This window comes from Paraplanobispora siamensis, assembly GCF_016863175.1.
In the GTDB taxonomy this organism is placed as follows: domain Bacteria; phylum Actinomycetota; class Actinomycetes; order Streptosporangiales; family Streptosporangiaceae; genus Planobispora; species Planobispora siamensis.
The window spans coordinates 1-17,565 of record NZ_BOOJ01000007.1 but is presented as its reverse complement, the minus strand read 5'-3'; the positions used below and the strand labels follow the sequence as shown (position 1 = coordinate 17,565).

Annotated in this window: 14 protein-coding genes; 2 read left to right on the top strand and 12 right to left on the bottom strand. The window is 73.0% G+C overall.

The features are described 5' to 3' along the window. The first annotated feature begins 98 nt into the window (after positions 1 to 98). Entirely contained in the window at positions 99 to 3,653 is a 3,555-nt protein-coding gene (locus Psi01_RS02290; protein WP_204062225.1) for an NIDO-like domain-containing protein, read from the top strand. A gap of 85 nt (positions 3,654 to 3,738) precedes the next feature. Here Psi01_RS02290 and Psi01_RS02285 read toward each other — a convergent pair whose 3' ends face one another. From Psi01_RS02285 to pgfA, 5 genes are all read right to left on the bottom strand, one after another. Then, positions 3,739 to 4,854 (bottom strand): NAD(P)H-dependent flavin oxidoreductase, encoded by a 1,116-nt coding sequence (locus Psi01_RS02285; RefSeq protein WP_204062224.1) that lies wholly within the window; start codon positions 4,852 to 4,854, stop codon positions 3,739 to 3,741. 114 nt (positions 4,855 to 4,968) lie between these two features. Next, complete coding sequence (gene dprE2 / locus Psi01_RS02280; RefSeq protein ID WP_204062223.1) at positions 4,969 to 5,715, bottom strand: decaprenylphospho-beta-D-erythro-pentofuranosid-2-ulose 2-reductase; 747 nt, start codon at positions 5,713 to 5,715, stop codon at positions 4,969 to 4,971. Between the two features lie 42 nt (positions 5,716 to 5,757). Then, positions 5,758 to 7,089 (bottom strand): FAD-binding oxidoreductase, encoded by a 1,332-nt coding sequence (gene dprE1 / locus Psi01_RS02275; protein ID WP_204062222.1) that lies wholly within the window; start codon positions 7,087 to 7,089, stop codon positions 5,758 to 5,760. A gap of 22 nt (positions 7,090 to 7,111) precedes the next feature. Then, positions 7,112 to 8,041: a decaprenyl-phosphate phosphoribosyltransferase gene (locus Psi01_RS02270; RefSeq protein ID WP_204062221.1), complete on the bottom strand. Its 930-nt coding sequence runs from the start codon at positions 8,039 to 8,041 to the stop codon at positions 7,112 to 7,114. Beyond that, the gene (gene pgfA, locus Psi01_RS02265; protein ID WP_204062220.1) at positions 8,038 to 8,976 is read right to left on the bottom strand and encodes a cell envelope lipid trafficking protein PgfA; all 939 of its coding nucleotides are present in this window, start codon (positions 8,974 to 8,976) and stop codon (positions 8,038 to 8,040) included. Before pgfA ends, Psi01_RS02270 begins: the two co-directional genes overlap by 4 nt. A gap of 121 nt (positions 8,977 to 9,097) precedes the next feature. On the opposite strand from pgfA, the gene Psi01_RS02260 reads away from it, so the two are divergent. Further along, positions 9,098 to 10,309 carry an acyltransferase family protein gene (locus Psi01_RS02260; RefSeq protein ID WP_275424482.1) on the top strand — a complete coding sequence of 404 codons (1,212 nt, stop codon included), beginning with the start codon at positions 9,098 to 9,100 and terminating at the stop codon, positions 10,307 to 10,309. Here the strand turns inward: Psi01_RS02260 and egtE are convergent. The 7 genes from egtE to Psi01_RS02225 form a co-directional block, all read right to left on the bottom strand. After that, a complete protein-coding gene (gene egtE / locus Psi01_RS02255) occupies positions 10,299 to 11,648 on the bottom strand; it encodes an ergothioneine biosynthesis PLP-dependent enzyme EgtE (RefSeq protein ID WP_204062219.1) in 1,350 nt (449 codons plus the stop codon). The genes Psi01_RS02260 and egtE overlap by 11 nt on opposite strands. After that, on the bottom strand, positions 11,645 to 12,625 hold the full coding sequence (gene egtD / locus Psi01_RS02250; RefSeq protein WP_204062218.1) for an L-histidine N(alpha)-methyltransferase: 981 nt from the start codon (positions 12,623 to 12,625) through the stop codon (positions 11,645 to 11,647). The genes egtE and egtD overlap by 4 nt, the downstream gene beginning before the upstream one ends. A 161-nt stretch (positions 12,626 to 12,786) precedes the next feature. Then, a complete protein-coding gene (egtC, locus tag Psi01_RS02245; RefSeq protein WP_204062217.1) occupies positions 12,787 to 13,566 on the bottom strand; it encodes an ergothioneine biosynthesis protein EgtC in 780 nt (259 codons plus the stop codon). Beyond that, positions 13,566 to 14,867: an ergothioneine biosynthesis protein EgtB gene (egtB, locus tag Psi01_RS02240; protein ID WP_204062216.1), complete on the bottom strand. Its 1,302-nt coding sequence runs from the start codon at positions 14,865 to 14,867 to the stop codon at positions 13,566 to 13,568. The genes egtC and egtB overlap by 1 nt, the downstream gene beginning before the upstream one ends. A gap of 16 nt (positions 14,868 to 14,883) precedes the next feature. After that, the gene (egtA, locus tag Psi01_RS02235) at positions 14,884 to 16,107 is read right to left on the bottom strand and encodes an ergothioneine biosynthesis glutamate--cysteine ligase EgtA (RefSeq protein ID WP_204062215.1); all 1,224 of its coding nucleotides are present in this window, start codon (positions 16,105 to 16,107) and stop codon (positions 14,884 to 14,886) included. A 221-nt stretch (positions 16,108 to 16,328) separates the two neighbouring features. After that, on the bottom strand, positions 16,329 to 16,577 hold the full coding sequence (locus Psi01_RS02230) for an anti-sigma factor family protein (protein WP_204062214.1): 249 nt from the start codon (positions 16,575 to 16,577) through the stop codon (positions 16,329 to 16,331). Between the two features lie 41 nt (positions 16,578 to 16,618). Next, entirely contained in the window at positions 16,619 to 17,272 is a 654-nt protein-coding gene (locus Psi01_RS02225; protein ID WP_204062213.1) for an RNA polymerase sigma factor, read from the bottom strand. Positions 17,273 to 17,565 lie beyond the last annotated feature (293 nt).

Below are 17,565 nucleotides of genomic sequence, written 5' to 3'. Positions count from 1 at the left end.
GGGACATTCACGATCCTCCACATGGGCGGTGAAGATCACGTCCACCCCACGTCACTCCCCCCGGTGGCGCGCCGCCGCCCCGACGTGAAGGAGATCATGTGTCCCCCACCCTCCGGCGCCGGAGGACGACCCTGATCTGGGCCGCCGTCCTCGCCCTCGTGATCCCGCCGGGCGTGGCCCACGCCGCGCCCGACCCCGACCCCGGCAAGATCGACAAAGCCGTCCTGGCGGATCTGGCCGCCGACGACAAGGCCACCTTCTGGGTGCGCATGAGAACCAGCGCCGACCTCACCGCGGCCCGCCGGGCGACGACCAAGCAGGAGAAGGCCCGGCAGGTCTACCGCGCCAAGACCGAGACCGCCGAGACCTCCCAGGCCGGTCTGATCAAGCTCCTCACCGCCGAGAGCGCGGGCTTCACCCCGTTCTGGATCTCCAACGCCGTCCGGGTGACCGGGAACGCCAAGCTCGCCGTGGAGATCGCCAAGCTGCCCGAGGTGGAGCGCGTCGAGCCCACCCGCGCCGCCGCGTTGCCCGAGCCGCAGCCGGGCAAGGAGGCGGCGAAGGTCGAGGCGGTCGAGTGGAACGTCGACCGGGTCAACGCCCCCCGGGTCTGGGACGGGTTCGGCAGCCGCGGCGAGGGCATCGTGGTGGCCAACATCGACAGCGGCGTACGGTTCGACCACCCCGCGCTGGCCGAGCGTTACCGCGGCAGGAACGCCGACGGCACGCTCAGTCACGACTACAACTGGTTCGACCCGGCGGGCGTGTGCCCGCGGGCCGAGCCCTGCGACAACAACGACCACGGCACCCACACCATGGGCACCATGGTCGGCGGCGAGGGCACCAACGTCATCGGCGTCGCCCCCGGCGCGCGGTGGATCGCCGCCAAGGGCTGTGAGACCAGCACCTGCACCGACGCCTCACTGCTGGCCGCCGGGCAGTGGATCCTCGCGCCCACCGACCTGTCCGGCCGCAACCCGCGCCCCGACCTGGCCCCGCACATCGTCAACAACTCCTGGGGCGGCGCCGGGTTCGACCCCTGGTACAAGGAGGTCGTCGAGGCCTGGGTCGCCGCGGGCATCTTCCCGGCCTTCGCCAACGGCAACCTGGCGGGCGCGGGCTGCAACTCCAGCGCCTCCCCCGGGCAGTACGTCTCCAGTTACAGCGCCGGGGCGTTCGACTCCGGCAACGCCATCTGGAGCTCCTCCACCCGGGGCGCCGGTGAGAACGGCGAGATCAAGCCCAACCTCGCCGCGCCCGGCGTCAACGTGCGCTCCGCCGTGGCCGGCGGCGGCTACGGCTCCTTCTCCGGCACCTCGATGGCCTCCCCGCACGTGGCGGCCACCGTGGCGCTGATGTGGTCGGCCTCCCCCGGCCTGCAGGGCGACGTCGCCGCCACCCGGGCGCTGCTGGACCGCTCCGCGGTCGACGTCGAGGACACCCGCTGCGGCGGCACCGCCGCCGACAACAACGTCTGGGGCGAGGGCCGACTCGACGCGTTCGCGGCGGTGCAGGCCGCCCCCGACGACCCCCTCGGCACGCTGGCGGGCACCGTCACCTCCGGCGGCTCGCCGGTGGCCGGGGCCGCGGTCGCCGTCACCGGGCCGCTGAGCCGTACGGCCGTCACCGGGCCGGACGGGACGTACACGCTGCCCCGCCTGCTGGCGGGAGAGTACCGGCTGACCGTCACGAGGTTCGGGTACGGCGACGCCACCGCGACCGTCACCGTCGTGGCCGACCAGACGGCGACCGGGGACGTGACGCTGACGGCGCTGCCCTCGGCCACGGTGTCGGGGACGGTCACCGTCGCGGGCGCGCCCGAGGCGGGCGCCACCGTGGCCGCGGCGGGCACCCCGGTCAGCGGGGTCACCGACGACGCCGGGCGGTACCGGCTCACGCTGCCGCACGGCGACCACCGGCTGCAGGTCACCCCGGCCTCCCGGTGCGCGGACACCCTGACCGTGCCGATCACCGTGAGCGCCGACCTGACCAGGGACATCGAGCTGCCGCGCCGTACCGACGCCTTCGGGCACGTCTGCGCGAGCGCCGCGCAGCCGTACGCGGCGGGCACCGTGAAGCACCCGCTCACCGGTGACGACGCGGCCCAGCCGGTCACGCTGCCGTTCGCCTTCCCCTTCTACGGCGGCGTCCACACCGGCGCCTGGATCAGCAGCAACGGGTTCGTGAGCTTCGCCGCCTCCAGCACCGCGGCGGGCAACGGGGCGCTGCCCTCCACCGGCGCGCCCAACGCGGCGGTCTATCCCTACTGGGACGACCTGGTCCTGGACGACCAGGCGGGCGTCTACACCGCCACCGTCGGGACCGCGCCCGACCGCGCCTTCGTCATCGAATGGCGTAACGCCCGGTTCTACTCCGACGCCGCCCAGCGGATCTCGTTCTCGGTGCTGCTCGGCGAGGACGGCTCGATCGGCTACCGCTACCGCGGCGTCGACAGCGAGCGCGACTCCGGGACGGGCGCGACGATCGGCATCGAGGGTCCCGGCGGCACCGACGCGCTGCAGTACTCCTACGACAGCGCCGCGATCGGCGAGGGCCAGGGCCTGACCTTCACCGCCAGCCGGCACGGGCTGCTGACCGGCACCGTCACCGACGCCAACGACCGCGAGCCGCTGGCGGGCGCGACGGTGACGGTGCGGAGCGCGGCCACGGCCCTGCTCACCCGGCGGGCCGCCGACGTGGCGACCTTCACCACCGGGGCGGACGGCACGTTCATCGGGCAGATCCCGGTGGGCGACTACCAGGTCGAGGTCGCCAAGGAGCACTACGGGACCTTCACCAGGGACGTCACCGTCACCGCGGGTGCCAGGACCGGGGTGGACGTCGCGCTGGCCACCGGCCGGGTGACGGCCTCGGCCGGGGAGCTGACCCTGGTGATGCCGGCCGAGGCCGCCAGGACCGGCACGGTCGGGCTGAGCAACCCGGGCGCGGCCACGGCCTACACCGTCGTGACCGACCCCGCCCAGTCCTGGCTGAGCGTGACGCCCGCCTCCGGCGAGCTGGGCCCGGGCTCCTCGGCGACGCTGAGGGTCACCGCCTCCGCCGAGGGCGTCCAGCCGGGCACCGTGCGCACCGGCAGGCTTCTGGTGCGCTCGGCCAGCGGCCGCAACCCGCAGATCGAGATCGTCGTGAAGGTCGTGGTGCCCAAGCACCAGGTCGCTACCGACGCGGGCGGCACCCGCACGGTCGTCGACGGGGTCGGCGACCGGTGGACCCCCGACCGGCGCTACAGCGCGGGCGGCCACGGTTACGTGGGCAGCGGGACCGGGGTCCACAGCACCACCAGGACGATCACGGGCACCACCGAGCAGGAGCTGTTCCGGCGGGTGCGCGAGGGCATGCTGGAGTACCGGTTCGACCAGGTGCCCGCCGGCACCTACACCGTCGAGCTGGGCTTCGCCGAGACCCGGAACATGCGTGAGGGACGGCGCGTCTTCGACGTCATCGTCGAGGGCCAGCTGGCGATCCCCGCGCTGGACCTGGCCCTGGAGGCGGGCGCGTACACCGCGGTGACCCGGCAGTACACGGTGAAGGTCACCGACGGCCAGCTCAACGTGCGCTTCGCCGAGCGGACCGGCGACACCCTCGTCAGCTTCGTGCGCATCTCGGAGCGGCCCGACAAGGCCGTCCCGTAACGGCCCGGAGCGGCCCTGTCTCCGTCAGGCCCCTTCTCGCCTCAGGGCGGGGAGGGGCCTGACGGGCCCGGTCGGAGCCCGGAGTTCAGTCCGCGGTCAGGCGGCCCAGGCGCTCCATGGCCTCGACGTACTCCTCGACCATGCCGAACACCACGTCCCTGGCCGGCTTGACCTGGTTCATGGTCCCGATGATCTGGCCGGCCGGGAAGGTGGCCAGCTCGGCGGCGTCGGAGCGGCCGATCCTGCGCAGCGCGTCCGAGACCAGCATGAACTGCAGCGGCATCGGCAGGGTGCCCGGCGACTCGGCCGACTCCCAGGCGTCGGTCCACTCGTTCTTCAGCAGCCGGGCGGGCTTGCCGGTCCACGAGCGCGAACGGACCGTGTCGCGCGAGGTGGCCTCCAGGATGCGCCGCCTGGCCATCTCCGGGGTGTCGGCCTCCTCCACGGTCAGCCAGATCGATCCGGTCCACACGCCCTCGGCGCCCAGGGCCATGCCCGCCGCCATCTGCCGGCCGTTGCCGATGCCCCCGGCCGCCAGCACGGGCACGTCCACGGCGTCCACGACCTGCGGGATGAGCACCATCGTGGAGATCTCCCCGGTGTGCCCGCCCGCCTCGGTGCCCTGTGCGACGACGACGTCCACGCCGACCTCGACCTGCTTGACCGCGTGCCGGGGGGTGGAGGCCAGCGCCGCCACCTTGACGCCCTTGGCGTGGGCCATCTCGACCACGTCGGCGGGCGGCGGGCCGAGCGCGTTGGCCAGCAGCGCGATCGGGTGCTTGAGCGCGACCTCGACCTGCGGCCGGGCGGTGGCGTCGGTCCAGCCGAGCAGCACCCTGCCCGCGTCGGTCTCGTCCGACAGCGGCGGCACGCCGTGTGAGGCCAGCAGGTCGTCGACGAACTTGCGGTGCCCTTCGGGGATCATCCCCTGCAGGCGTCCCACGAGGTCCTCGGCGGAGTCGACGCCGAGGTCGGCTCCGGCGTAGGAGGCGGGCATGACCACGTCGACGCCGTACGGCCGGCCGTCGACGTGGTCGTCGATCCACTTGAGCTCCATCTCGAGCTCTTCCGGGGTGAAGTACAGGGCGCCGAGCACGCCCATCCCGCCGGCGCGGCTGACCGCGGCGACGACATCCCGGCAGTGGCTGAACGCGAAGATCGGGAATTCGATTCCGAACATGTCCGTGACACGTGTCCGCATAACGTCACGGTACGGCGGACACCACGAAAACTGCAACGCGTTCTAGTCTAGAACATTTCGTCGGTACCAGTGAGTAACATAGGCGAGAACGTGTTTCAGCGCGGCACCTTCCGTTCAGCGTGGCATCTTCCGCCATATCGCTCTCGGCAGCACGCGCATCACCGCGAACATCAGCTTCAGCAATCCGGGCACCCATACGATCTCCGCGTCCGAGCGCAGCCCGGCGATCACCGCGTCGGCGACCTGGCCGGGCGTCGAGGACAGCGGGGCGAGGGTCATGCCCTCGGTCATCCGCCCGATCACGAAGCCGGGCCGTACCACCATCACCCGCGCGCCCGAGCCGTGCAGCGCGTCGCCGAGCCCCTGGGCGAAGCCGTCCAGGCCCGCCTTGGCCGAGCCGTACACGAAGTTCGCCCTGCGCACCCGCACCCCGGCCACCGAGGAGAGCACCACGATCGTCCCGTGCCCCTGCTCGCGCAGTCGCCGGGCGGCGTGCAGCCCGATCGACACGTGCCCGCCGTAGTTGACCGCGACCGCCTCGGCGGCGGCCACCGGGTCGGCGTCGTAGACCGCCTGGCTGCCCAGGACGCCGAACGCCGGGATCACCACGTCCAGGTCGCCGACCAGCTTCACCGCGGCGTCGATCACCTCGCCGTGCGTCTCGGGACGCGAGGCGTCGAAGTCCAGCAGGTGGACCTCCGCCTCCCCGATCACCGGCGGCTCCCCGCCGGTCGCGTCCCGGGAGGCGAGCACGACGCGGCGGGCGCCGTCGCGGACCAGCCGCTCCACGATCGCCAGCCCGATCTCACTGCGCCCGCCGAGCAGCAGCACGGCGTCCACCGTGCCCAGGGCGTTCTTCACCGGCTCACATCCTCTTCGTCACATCGACGGCCGGGCCCGGCGTCACAGGCTCAGCCTTCTGGCCAGGTCCGTGCGGAAGACGCCGTCCGGGTCCGCCTCGTCGCGGATCTTGCGCCACTCCGCGAGCCGCGGGTACATCGCCGCCATCGTCCCGGCCGCCATCCGCGAGTCCTTGGCCAGGTAGATCCGCCCGCCGGCCTCGGCCACCCAGTCGTCGAAGGTCCGCAGCAGCTCCGCCAGGCCGCGCCGCCCGGCGGGGATGTCCAGCGCCAGCGTCCAGCCGGGCGCCGGGAAGGAGAGCATCCCGGGCGTGCCCGGCCCGAACCGCTTGAGCACGGTCAGGAAGGAGACCACGTTCTCGGCCGACAGCCGGGACACGATCCGCCGCAGCGTCGCCTCCTCGCCGAACGGCACGAGGAACTGGTACTGGACGAAGCCCCGCGAGCCGTAGACGCGGTTCCAGCCCTCGACGAAGTCGAGCGGATGGAAGAACGGCCCCAGGCCCTGGACGAAGCTGCCGGGCCGGGACTTCAGGTACCAGGCCTCGTTGAAGGCCCGCACGGTCACCGGGTTGAGCAGGCCGTTCGGCGCCCACGGCGGCGCCTTGAGCAGGGACCCCGGGGTGAACGCCAGCGGGTCCCCGCCCCGGGCGCCGCGCGGCAGGTCCTCGCGCGAGGCGTGGTCGCCGCGGGTCAGCACGCTGCGGCCCATCCGGCCGCCCCGGGCCAGGAGGTCGATCCAGGCGACCGTGTAGCGGTAGCGGTCGTCGGTGGCGGTCATCGTCTCGAGGGTGTGGTCGAGGTCGCGGGTGCGCTCGACGTCCACCCGGACCCGGGAGGTCTCGATCGGGATGCACCGGAAGACCGCCTCGGTGATCACCCCGGTCAGCCCCATGCCCCCGACCGTGGCCCAGAACAGGTCGTCGGCGGGGGTCAGCACCCGGCTCTCGCCTCCGGCGGTGACCAGGGTCAGCGAGGTCAGGTGGGCGCCGAAGGAGGAGTCCACGTGGTGGTTCTTGCCGTGCACGTCGGCCGCCACTGCCCCGCCCACGGTCACGTGCCGGGTGCCGGGGGTGACCGGCACGAACCAGCCGCGGGGCACCAGCGCGGCCATCAGGTCGTGCAGGCTGAGCCCGGCGGCGGCGGTGACCAGGCCGGTGGTCTCGTCCAGGGACCAGGAGATCAGCGCGGTGCAGTCGACGACCAGTCCTCCGGCGTTCTGCGCGGCGTCGCCGTACGAGCGGCCGAGCCCGCGGGCGGCGACGCCTCGGCCGGGCGCCCGCCGCACCAGCTCCGCGACCTCCTCGGCCGAGCGCGGCCTGGCCAGGCGCGCGGGCGTCGGGGCGGTCCTGCCCCATCCGGTCAGAAAGGTCATAGCGGTGAGACTACGGCAGAGGTCATGTCAGGTAGATCCCCGTGACGAGCAACGCGAGCAGGATGGCGATGAAGATCTGGATGGGCCGGTCGCGCAGGGCCAGCTCCTCGGGCTCCTCCCCGATGCCCCGGTCCACCAGGAGGTTGTGCCGCAGCACGATGAGCACGAAGGGGACGATGCTGAGCCCGTAGAACGGCCCGGGATGGTCGTTGAGCGCCCACAGGCAGTAGGTGACGATCATCGCGCCCGACGACATCGTGCGGACCTGCGCCAGATAGGAGGGGCTGTAGGCCGCCAGGATGGCCCGCGTGGAGTTGCCGCTGGCGTTCTCCCCCGCGGCCCGCAGTTCCGCCTCCCGCTTGCCCGCCACGAGCTGCAGCGAGCCGAGGGAGACCACCACCAGGAACCAGCTCGTCACCGGCACGTCCACCGCGACCGCCCCGGCGTAGGCCCGGATCACGTGGCAGCCCGCGACGGCGACCAGGTCCACCACCGGCTGGTGCTTGAGCCAGAAGGTGTAGGAGAAGGTCAGCGCCAGATAGCCGGCGACCACGGCGGGCAGCCGCCAGTCGCCGGTCAGCGAGGCGACGGCCGGTGACAGCAGGATCAGCAGGGTGCCGACGACGCGCGCGAGCACGACCGGGACCAGTCCCGCCGCGATGGGGCGGAACCGCTTGCGGGGGTGCCGGCGGTCGGCCTCGACGTCGGCCGCGTCGTTGAGCAGGTAGGTGCCGCCGGCCGCCAGGCAGAAGGCCACGAAGGCGATCAGCGATCCCCTGATCCCCTCGGCCGTCCCCAGCACCCCAGCCGCCGCCGGGGCCGCGAACACCAGGGCGTTCTTCAGCCACTGACGGGGACGGCAGGCCCGCACCAGCGCGGCGGGAGAGAACCGCCGCACGGCCGCCGGCGGGTCCGCCGGCGGCCGTGCGATCACTTTCTCGTCGCTCGTCATGCCTTGCTGTTGACGCTTCGGCCGCCGTCGGCGCGGCGGAGCACGAAGAAGCCGACGATCAGCAGGGCGAGACCGATCAGGAGCAGGACCAGCGGGAGCGTCACCTTGATCATGGTGATCTGGTTCTTGGCGCTGGTGGCGTTGGACACCAGGCCGTTGATCGTCTCGGGGGTCATCCGCGCGGTCGCGGAGAAGGCGGTGATGCTGTGCGCGCCGTCCTGGGTCCGCAGGACCTCGTTGCGCTGCTGCTCCTGCTTGACGGGCGAGCCGGTCGTGGGCTCGATCCAGTAGGTGTTCTTGCCCTCGTAGACGCGGTCCACCTGGACGTCGCCGGTCGCGTCGGTCACCCCCATCACCGACGCGGGGACCGAGCGGGTCTCCGTCTTGGTCGGCGGCACGGTCTGCTCGAACTTGTAGACCGGCACGCCGTTGACCTGGTCCTCACCGACGAACTTGGCGTCGAAGGCCTGGGCCGCGGTGGCGTTGAACACCTTGTAGGTCTTCTTCTCCACGTCGAAGGGCCACTTGTAGACCTGTCCCTCGATCTTGATCGGCTTCTTGTCGATGTTCACCGCGCAGCAGGTGACGCCCTCGCCGCTGTACTTGTCGAAGGCGCTGCGGCGCTCGGTGATCGAGATGCCGGGGTTGTTGTTGGTCACGTCGTTCACCGCGGTGAACTCGTCCCAGACGACGGTGTCGCCCTGGGCCTGCGAAACGTCTCCACGGGTGGTCACCGTGATGCCGAGGTCACCCGTCAGCACCTTGAGGTCCTTGATGCTGAAGTACTGGGCTCCCGACGCCTCCAACTCGCTGACCCCGTACTGGTCGGCGGGCGCCGCGATGAGACTGCCGCCGATCTGGAACCGCATCAGCGGCGCCAGGACGATGAGGAATGCCCCGATGGCTAAGAGAACAACTCCGACTACTCGGCGCATTGATCCTCCTGAGGAGCTTCCCGCAATGCAGGGGTATGGGGGGTGAAATGTACTTAAATCACGTTCTACTCGCCAGTATGTTAGTGACGCCGATCACCCACGTCACCAGGGATGCGGAAAAGTGACCGAAACAAGTTCTAGGCTGAAACCCGTCGTCGAGCCGGGTTTTCCCGCAGCCGCCGGACATCTGGACGCCCTCGACGGGGTGCGTGCGATCGCCTCCTTCACCGTGCTCGTCTACCATGTCGCGAGCGAGTCGGGAGCCGCCCTGCAGGACGGGTTCATGGGCGCCCTGCTGTCCCGGGGCGACGTGGCGGTGCCGATCTTCTTCGCCCTGTCCGGGGTCCTGCTCTACCGCCCCTACGCGGCCGCGGTGCTGACCGGCGACCCGGTCCCCCGCACCCGCGCCTACCTGTGGCGCCGGGCCCTGCGCATCCTGCCCGCCTACTGGCTGGTGGTCGTCGTCGCCATGCTGGTCTGGTCGCGCGACCACCTGTCCGACGCCTGGACCTGGGTGACGCTGCTCACTCTGAGCCAGAACTACGACACCAGCCCCTGGTGGTACGGCCTGGGCCCGCAGGGCCTGGCGCAGATGTGGAGCCTGTCGGTGGAGGTGGCCTTCTACGTCACCCTCCCGCTGATGGCGGCCGGGATGGCGCTCGTGGCCCGCCGCGGCGCCGACGCCGACGGGCGGGCCCGGCGGCTGCTGGCCTGCCTGGGCGTGCTGGTGGCGATCTCCTTCGTGTGGACCGTGCTGACCTACTACCCGGAGTACCGGCCCCACCTGAACATGTGGCTGCCGCGCTCGCTGGTCTTCTTCGCCGCGGGCATGGCGCTGGCCGTCGTCATGGCCTGGACGCGCGCCCGGCCGGACGGGGCCGGCGCGCGCTTCGGCCGCGGGGTCGCGGCCTCCCCCGGCTCGTGGTGGCTGGTCGCCGCCCTGGCCTACGCCGTCGCGGCCTCCCCGGTGACCGGCACCCGCTTCCTGGGCATCGACGGCGTCTGGTCCGGTCTGTTCGAGCTCCTCCTCTACAGCGTCGTGGCCTTCTGCCTGCTGGCCCCGGCCGCCCTGCCGCCGGCCGGGGACTCGTCCGTCGTGCGCCTGCTGGGCAACCGGGTGATGGCGTTCCTCGGCCGCATCTCCTACGGCGTGTTCCTGTGGCAGTTCGTGGTGATCTACCTGTGGTACGGATTCACCGACCAGAAGCCGTTCTCCGGCGACTTCCTGGCCAACCTGGTGCCCATCACCCTCATCACCCTGGTCGTGGCGACGGTGACCTACCGGTTCGTGGAGGTGCCCTTCCAGCGGCTGAACCGGCTCGTCAGGCGCTGAGCGGGCGGCCCGCCAGGATCCGGGCGAGGGCGTGCAGGCTCTCCTCGCACGCGCCGGGGGCGGGCGAGACGCGCAGCACGGGTGCGGCCAGGTCCAGCGGCGCCCTGGCCACCGGCACGGTGCCCACCAGCAGCGACGCCGCGGCCGCCCGGGCCCCGGCCTCCTCGACCGCCGCCACCGGGTCCGCGCCGGGCGGCGGCCGCAGGGTGACGACGGCTGACGGCTCGCCGAGCGGCTCGCCCGCCCGCCAGCCACCGGCCCCGTCCAGCAGCCGCCGGGCCGTGACGCCCAACTCCGCCAGCCGGGCGTGGAGCGCGGCCGGGCCCAGCGCGCGGTGCTCCAGTACGGCGACGCCCAGCCCGGACCGCGCGGCCATCGACGCCTCGGCGCTCTCGTACCTGGCCGCACCCGTCAGCGGCGACGGCTGCCCGCCCACCCAGAAATGCCCCCCGAGAGAGGGCGCCGCGGCATCCATCACCCGCCCGAGCCGATCCGGCTCCCGGTCGGGTCCGGCGAGGCCGGGGGTGATCAGGAAGCCGACCCCGCGCGGGCCGGCCAGCCACTTGCGCGACGTGCCGACGTAGGCGGCGGCGCCGATGCCGCCGGTGTCCACATGGCCCAGGGACTGGCACACGTCGAGGACCAGGGGCACGCCGGCCTCGCGGCACAGCCGCCCGATCTCCCGGGCCGGCTGCACGACGCCCCGGTGCGAGGCGATGTGCGGGACGGTCAGCAGGTCCAGCCCGCCGGCCAGCACCTCCCGGAGGGCGTCCAGGTCGACGCGGGAGTCGCCGTCCACGGGTACCTCGACCGGGCGCACCCCCCGTTCGGCGGCCAGGCGGCGCAGCAGCATGAGCGTGCTGCCGTACTCGGCGCGGGTGTGGCCGACGCGGCTGCCCGGGGCCAGCCGCCACCCGCCGAGCAGCGCCGCCATCGCCGCCGTCCCGCTCTCCAGGAAGGCGACGTCGCGCGCGTGCGCGCCGACCAGGGCGGCCAGCGCGGACCTGGCCGTGCCCAGATCCGCCACCGCGCCGTAACCGCCCACCTCGCGCTCCCGCCGCAGATGCCCCACGACGGCGTCGAGCACCCGGTCGCTGGGCACGTTGCACCCGGCGGCGTCGAGGTGGCCGGGCGGCACACTGGACCGCGCCGCCCGCCAGGCCGCCGCGACCGCCCCCGTACCGCGCGGATCAGCGCCTCCGGCCCCGCTCCGCGGGCCGCCCGCCGTACCGGGTCGATCACCGCCCCCGGCCCCGCTCCGCGGGCCGCCCGCCGTACCGCGCGGGTCGCTCCCGGCCGGGTCCCGGTGGTCGTGCGCCGGCCGGGCACCGGTGGTCATGCACCGGCCAGGACGAGGGCGAAGTCGCCGGTGGGGTCGGTGTACCGGCGCAGCACCGTGAAACCGGCCGCCGCCAGCTCCTCCCCCAGCCCCTCCAGGCGGAACTTGGCGCTGATCTCGGTGCGCATCTCCTCCCCCGCGGCGAACCGCGCCGTCAGGCCGAGATCGCCGATCGTCACCCGCATGTCCCGGGTCGCGCGCAGCCGCATCTCGATCCAGTCATTCCGCTCGTCGTACAGCGCGACGTGCTCGAAGGCGTCCGGCTCGAAGTCGGCCGTCAGCTCCCGGTTGATCACGTGCAGGACGTTGCGGTTGAAGGCGGCCGTCACCCCGGCCGCGTCGTCGTAGGCCGCCACCAGCCGGCCGGTGTCCTTGACCAGGTCCGCCCCCAGCAGGAACGTGTCGCCGGGACGCAGGGTGGCGCGCAGGTCCTTCAGGAACACCTCCCGCGCGGCCGGGTCGAGGTTGCCGATGGTGCCGCCGAGGAAGGCCACCATGCGCCGGCCGGTGCGCGGCAGCAGGCCGAGGTGGCGCTCGAAGTCGGCGCAGACCGCCCGCACGGTGAGCCCGGGGAACCCGGCGGCGATCCGCCGGCCCGCCTCGGCCAGGGTGAGCGCGTCGACGTCCACCGGCGTGTAGGTGCGCAGCGTCCCCGCCGCGGTGAGGGCCTCCAGCAGCAGGACGGTCTTCTCGCTGGTCCCCGAGCCGAGCTCGACCAGCGTGTCCGCCCCGCAGGCCGCCGCGATGTCACCGGCCCGCGCCTGCAGGATGGCCAGCTCCCTGCGGGTCGGGTAGTACTCGGGCAGCCGGGTGATGCGGGTGAACAGCTCGCTGCCCGTCGCGTCGTAGAACCACTTTGGCGGCAACCACTTGGGCGTCGCCGTCAGCCCGGTGCGGACGTCGTGTTCGAGGGCCTGGCGCAGATAGTCGCGGTCGAGATGGTCGATCATGTGCACGGCTGACTGACGGACGGGCATGAAGCCTCCAGGGTCGGTGGGATGTGACGGTTTCCGGTGCGCCGGCGGATCACAGCCGGTCGGTCGCAGTCGGGGGGTCACCGCCGGTGGATCACAGTCGGTGGATCACTGCCGGTGGATCACAGTCGGCGGGTCGCAGTCGGTGGATCACAGTCGGTGGATCACAGCGGCCGGAGGTGGACGTCCCCGGCCGAGACGAGCAGCAGGCTCCGCTCCGGTACGGCCCGCCAGCCGGGCCGTCCGTCCAGCGGTTCGCTCGCCACGAGCACGCCGCCGCCCGGATCCTCTCCGCGGTGGAGGGAGTCCTCGCGGAGGTCATCGGACGGGGAGCCGTGAAGGGAGTCGTGGAAGAAGAGGGTGTCGCCCCAGGCGGTCGCGGCCAGTGACGCGCCGTCGCAGGCGAGCAGGTTCAGCCGGGCGCCGGGATCCTTGGCCCCGGCGTGGACGACGACCTCGGCCAGCGCCTCGCCGAGCGGGAACCCGGCGCGCCGCCGCGCGAACACCGCGGCGGCCAGCCACGCGGAGTCGCAGGGGCTCTCCGCGCCGCCGGGCAGGTCGTCGGCGAGGTCCCTGACCGCGTCCCGGTCGACGCGGCCGTTGTGGCTGAGCAGCCACCGCCCGTCGGCGAAGGGCGCGGTGGCCGTCTCCTCGATCGGCATGCCGACGGTGGCCGAGCGCACCGCGGCCAGCAGGCAGTGCGAGCGGGCGACGCGCGCCAGGCCGGGCAGGTTGGCGTCCCCCCAGACGGGGACCGTACGGCGGTAGCGGACCGGCTCGTCCTGGCCGGGGTCGTACCAGCCCATGCCGTAGCCGTCGGCGTTGACCGTGCCGTAGCGCTGCAGTCGGGGAGCGTAGGACTGCGTGAGCAGGCCGTACTCCGGCTCGTGGATCAGCGAGGCGAGGGTGCGCGGGGCACCCAGCCAGGCCGCGTGACGGCACATTACGCCTGCTCCGGGGAGGCCGAGCGGGCGCAGCGGAACCCGGAGAAGATCTGCCGGCGGATCGGGTAGTCCCAGTTGCGGAACGTCGTGCGGACCACGGCCGGGTCCGCGGCCCACGATCCGCCGCGCAGGACCCGGTAGTCGCTGCCGAAGAAGACCTCGCTGTACTCCCGGTAGGGGAAGCTGCGGAAGCCCGGGTGCGGCAGGAACCAGGAGTCCGTCCACTCCCACACCTCCCCGATCATCTGCTCTGCGCCGTAGGCGCTGGCCCCGGCCGGATAGGCGCCCAGCGGGGCGGGGCGCGCCGCCCGGTGACCGAGGTTGGCCCGGCCGGGCCCGGGGTCCTCGTCCCCCCAGGGGTAGCGCCGCGACCGCTCGGCCTCGGGGTCCCAGCCGCAGGCCTTCTCCCACTCGGCCTCGGTCGGCAGCCGCTTGCCGGCCCAGCGGGCGTAGGCGTCGGCCTCGTACCAGCACACGTGCTGGACCGGCTCGTCCACGGGCACCGGCTCCATGCGGCCGAAGCGGTTGCGCCACCAGGCGCCGCCCTCCCTGGTCCAGAACAGCGGGGCGAAGGCGCGGCTCTCCTGCCGCCACCGCCAGCCCTCGGCCGACCACCAGCGCGGGTCGTCGTAGCCGCCGTCCTCGATGAAGGCGATGTAGGCGGCGTTGCCGACGGGGAGCCTGTCGATCCAGTAGGCGGGCAGCTCGACCCGGTGGGCCGGGCGCTCGTTGTCGTAGGCCCACGGCAGCGTGTCGGTGCCCATCACGAAAGGCCCGGCGGGGACGAACACCTCCTCCGGCTCCACCGCCCGGCCGGGCGGCAGCTGCCCGTCGCGGACCAGGCCCGGCTGCCTCGACAGCTGGAGCGTGGCCAGCATCGTCTCGTCGTGCTGGTGCTCGTGCTGGATCACCAGGCCGAAGACGAAGCCGCCGCGGCGCAGCGGGTCGGGGTCCTCCAGGTCGATCGCGTCCAGCACGTCCAGCACCCGCCCCCGCACGCCCGAGATGTACCGGCGCGCCTCCGCCGGTCCCAGGATGGGCAGCGACGGGCGGTCCCTGCGCGGGTGCTTGAAGGCGTCGTAGATGTCGTCGATCTCCGGGCGGAGCGGCGTGATGCCGCCCGCCTCCCGCAGCACCCACAGCTCCTCGTAGTTGCCGACGTGCGCCAGGTCCCACACCAGCGGGGACATCAGCGCCGAGTGCTGGCGCAGCAGCAGGTCGTCTTCAGCGTCGGTGTACGTCAGCGACCGGCCCCGTACGGCGGCCAGCTCAGCGGCGATGCGTTCCTTGACGTCGTTCATTCCCGCCCTTCCTCGTTCATTCCCGCCCTTCCTCGATCAGCCAGGCCGGCAGGTGCCGTCCCGGCCGGTTCACCAGGTCGATCAGGTCGCAGGCCGGGGAGCGCCCGGTCGTCACGTGGCGGTCGGCGAAGGCGGATACCCGGCCGACCAGGTCCGCGGGAACCCCCAGCCGGGGCAGCGCCTCGATCGCGGCGCGGAAGCAGGTCTCGGCGGCCCGTCTCAGCGGCGGGTCCGCCAGGCCGCACCGCGCCGCCCGCACCCAGGCGTCCCGGTGGGCCTCGCACGCGGCCAGCGCCGTGTCGGCCGCGCGGTCGTCCGTCACCAGGGCGTGCGTCACCGCCGCGCACACCGGCCAGTCCGCCGGGTGCTGGGCGTCGAGATAACGGATCTCCAGCCAGCCGCGGGGCCGGACCGGGGGGAAGACCGTCGTGGCGTGGTAGAGCAGGTCCTCCATGGTCGGCGGGCGTCCCCGCGCGCCCAGCCAGTCGCGGAACGTCGAGCCGTCGCGGACCGGACGGCACCCTCCCCCGTCCTCGCGCACCAGCATGAGCCGGGCGTCGAGGAGATAGCGGGCCCAGTCCTCCACCGGATCGCCGGTGGAGGGGACCGGGGCCGTCCGCGTGCGGTCCAGGCGCTCCCAGACGGCCTGGCGGCCCGACATCCAGCCCGTCGGCCGCCCCTCGCGCAGCGGCGAGTTGGCGAAGGCCGCGCTCAGCACCGGTCCCAGCGCGTGCGCCCGCTCCCACCGCACGGCGGGCCGGTCGCCCAGGTCCAGGTTGACCTGGATCGAGGCCGTGGAGCACATCATCAGCGCGCCGTACGGCCGACCCAGGAACTCCGCCATCGCCTCGTAGCGGGGCAGTCGCAACTGGCGCCGCGGCGGCCGTACCGGATCCAGGCCCACCCCGGCCAGCGCCAGGCCCGCCTCCCGCAGGACCGCGCGCACGATGCCGACGTCGACTGCCAGGGCCGCGATCGCCTCCGCGGGCGGGCCTGCCGGGCCGGACAGTTCGAGCTGGCCGCCGGGCTCGAAGGTCACCCGGCTGCCGCCCGGCAGCTCGGGGAGGATCCGCTCGACCTCGGTCATGGGGACGTGGCGGGCGACGGCCGTACGGTCGTAGACCAGGAACTCCAGCTCGATCCCCACCCGATCGCCGGAGGCGCCGAAGCAGGTGCGCGCGAAGCGCTCCACCTGCGAACCGTCCCGGATCGGCGTCTCCTCGATCACCAGACCGGCCATCCTCTCCCCCTCCGTCCGACGCGCACGGGATCTACAGACCCGCCGGGCGCGCGAACGTTACGGAGATGGAGAAAAGATCTTCAAAAAAGATCCGGACGGTCCCGGCTGCGAGATCCGGGCGGCGTGGAACGAGGGCCCGACGGCACGGAACGAGGGATGGGTGGCGCGGGGCGAAGGGCGGGCGGCGCGGGGCGAAGGGCGGGCGGCGCGGGTCCCTGGGCTCAGTGGCCCTTACGGCTGCGGAAGGCGGACATCAGCCGGTCGCGCACGTCCTCGCGGAGATTCTCCGACGGCTCGGGCGGCAGTGCGCCGAGCACGCCGATGACGGTGCGGAACTGGTCGAGGTCGCGCCCGCACTCGCGGCAGCACGCCAGGTGCTCCTCCAGCAGCAGCCGCACCGGCTCTTCGAGACCGTCGTCGAGGTAGGCGGGGGTGAGTTCCACCACCTCGCCGCAGCTGAACCGCTTCACGACGCCGACCGCCTTACCTGTGTCATGTTGAACCGTTTCACCTAGTCCGGCCGTCCCACCGTCTCGAGGTAGGCCTTCATCCGCTCCCGCACCCACGACCGGGCGCGGTGGAGCAGGACCCGCTGATTGGCCGTGGAGATGTCCAGGATCTCGCAGACCTCCTCCGAAGTGCACCCCTCGACGTCGCGAAGCGTGATCACGACCCGCTGCCTGGCCGGCAGCCCGGCCAGCGCCTCCGCGATCTGCTCGCGCACCTCCGAGGCGAGCGCCTCGTCCTCCGGGGTCGGCCGGAGCGGGGAGAACCGCTTCCAGAAGGCCGGCGGCAGCTCGACCCCGTCGACGGAGCCCGACAGCCCGGCGGCGGCCCCCTCTCCCCGCTCGAAGACGCTGCTCCACGGGACCGCCCGCTCCTCGCGGGCACTGCGCTTCTTGGCCGTGTTGATCAGGATCCGGTGGACCCAGGTCTTGACCGACGATCGGCCCTCGAACCCGTCGATCCCCTCGATCACCGCCAGCCAGGCGTCCTGCACGACCTCCTGCGCGGACTCGCCGGTGGAGACGTACGAGCGGGCCAGCCGCAGCATGCCCCGCGACCAGGCGTCGAGCAACGTTGCGAACATCGCCTCGTCTCCGGCGCGGAGAGCCGCGACGACGACGTCGTCCGGGGGCAGTGTGCCACCCGCGAAAACCACCATCGTTTCCTTCTCGTCGGGGACATCGGAACGTCCACGGCGCGGTGACGCCCCACCGACCGATCCTGGCACGGACGTACGACATTCCCGATACCACCATCGCGGGCCACCGAAGTCGAGACCGCGCGCCCCCGCTTTCTCCCGTCTACCGGATGAGGCCTGGCCGGGTACGTCCTGAGGGTGAAGGGGTACGGCGGCGCGTAGCGGACGGTGAGCCCATTTGGAGGCGCCTCCGGGGTGGGCGGGGTCTTGCTCATCCCGTGAGGCGAGTGAGCCCACCCGTGAGACGCGTCCGG

Excerpts from the sequence above, each read along its gene's own strand:
- Psi01_RS02285 (WP_204062224.1), bottom strand. The coding sequence starts at position 4,854 with ATGCGGACACGTGTCACGGACATGTTCGGAATCGAATTCCCGATCTTC.
- dprE1 (WP_204062222.1), bottom strand. The coding sequence starts at position 7,089 with ATGACCTTTCTGACCGGATGGGGCAGGACCGCCCCGACGCCCGCGCGC.
- Psi01_RS02270 (WP_204062221.1), bottom strand. The coding sequence starts at position 8,041 with ATGACGAGCGACGAGAAAGTGATCGCACGGCCGCCGGCGGACCCGCCG.
- pgfA (WP_204062220.1), bottom strand. The coding sequence starts at position 8,976 with ATGCGCCGAGTAGTCGGAGTTGTTCTCTTAGCCATCGGGGCATTCCTC.
- egtE (WP_204062219.1), bottom strand. The coding sequence starts at position 11,648 with ATGACCACCGGTGCCCGGCCGGCGCACGACCACCGGGACCCGGCCGGG.
- egtD (WP_204062218.1), bottom strand. The coding sequence starts at position 12,625 with ATGCCCGTCCGTCAGTCAGCCGTGCACATGATCGACCATCTCGACCGC.
- egtC (WP_204062217.1), bottom strand. The coding sequence starts at position 13,566 with ATGTGCCGTCACGCGGCCTGGCTGGGTGCCCCGCGCACCCTCGCCTCG.
- egtB (WP_204062216.1), bottom strand. The coding sequence starts at position 14,867 with ATGAACGACGTCAAGGAACGCATCGCCGCTGAGCTGGCCGCCGTACGG.
- egtA (WP_204062215.1), bottom strand. The coding sequence starts at position 16,107 with ATGGCCGGTCTGGTGATCGAGGAGACGCCGATCCGGGACGGTTCGCAG.
- Psi01_RS02225 (WP_204062213.1), bottom strand. The coding sequence starts at position 17,272 with ATGGTGGTTTTCGCGGGTGGCACACTGCCCCCGGACGACGTCGTCGTC.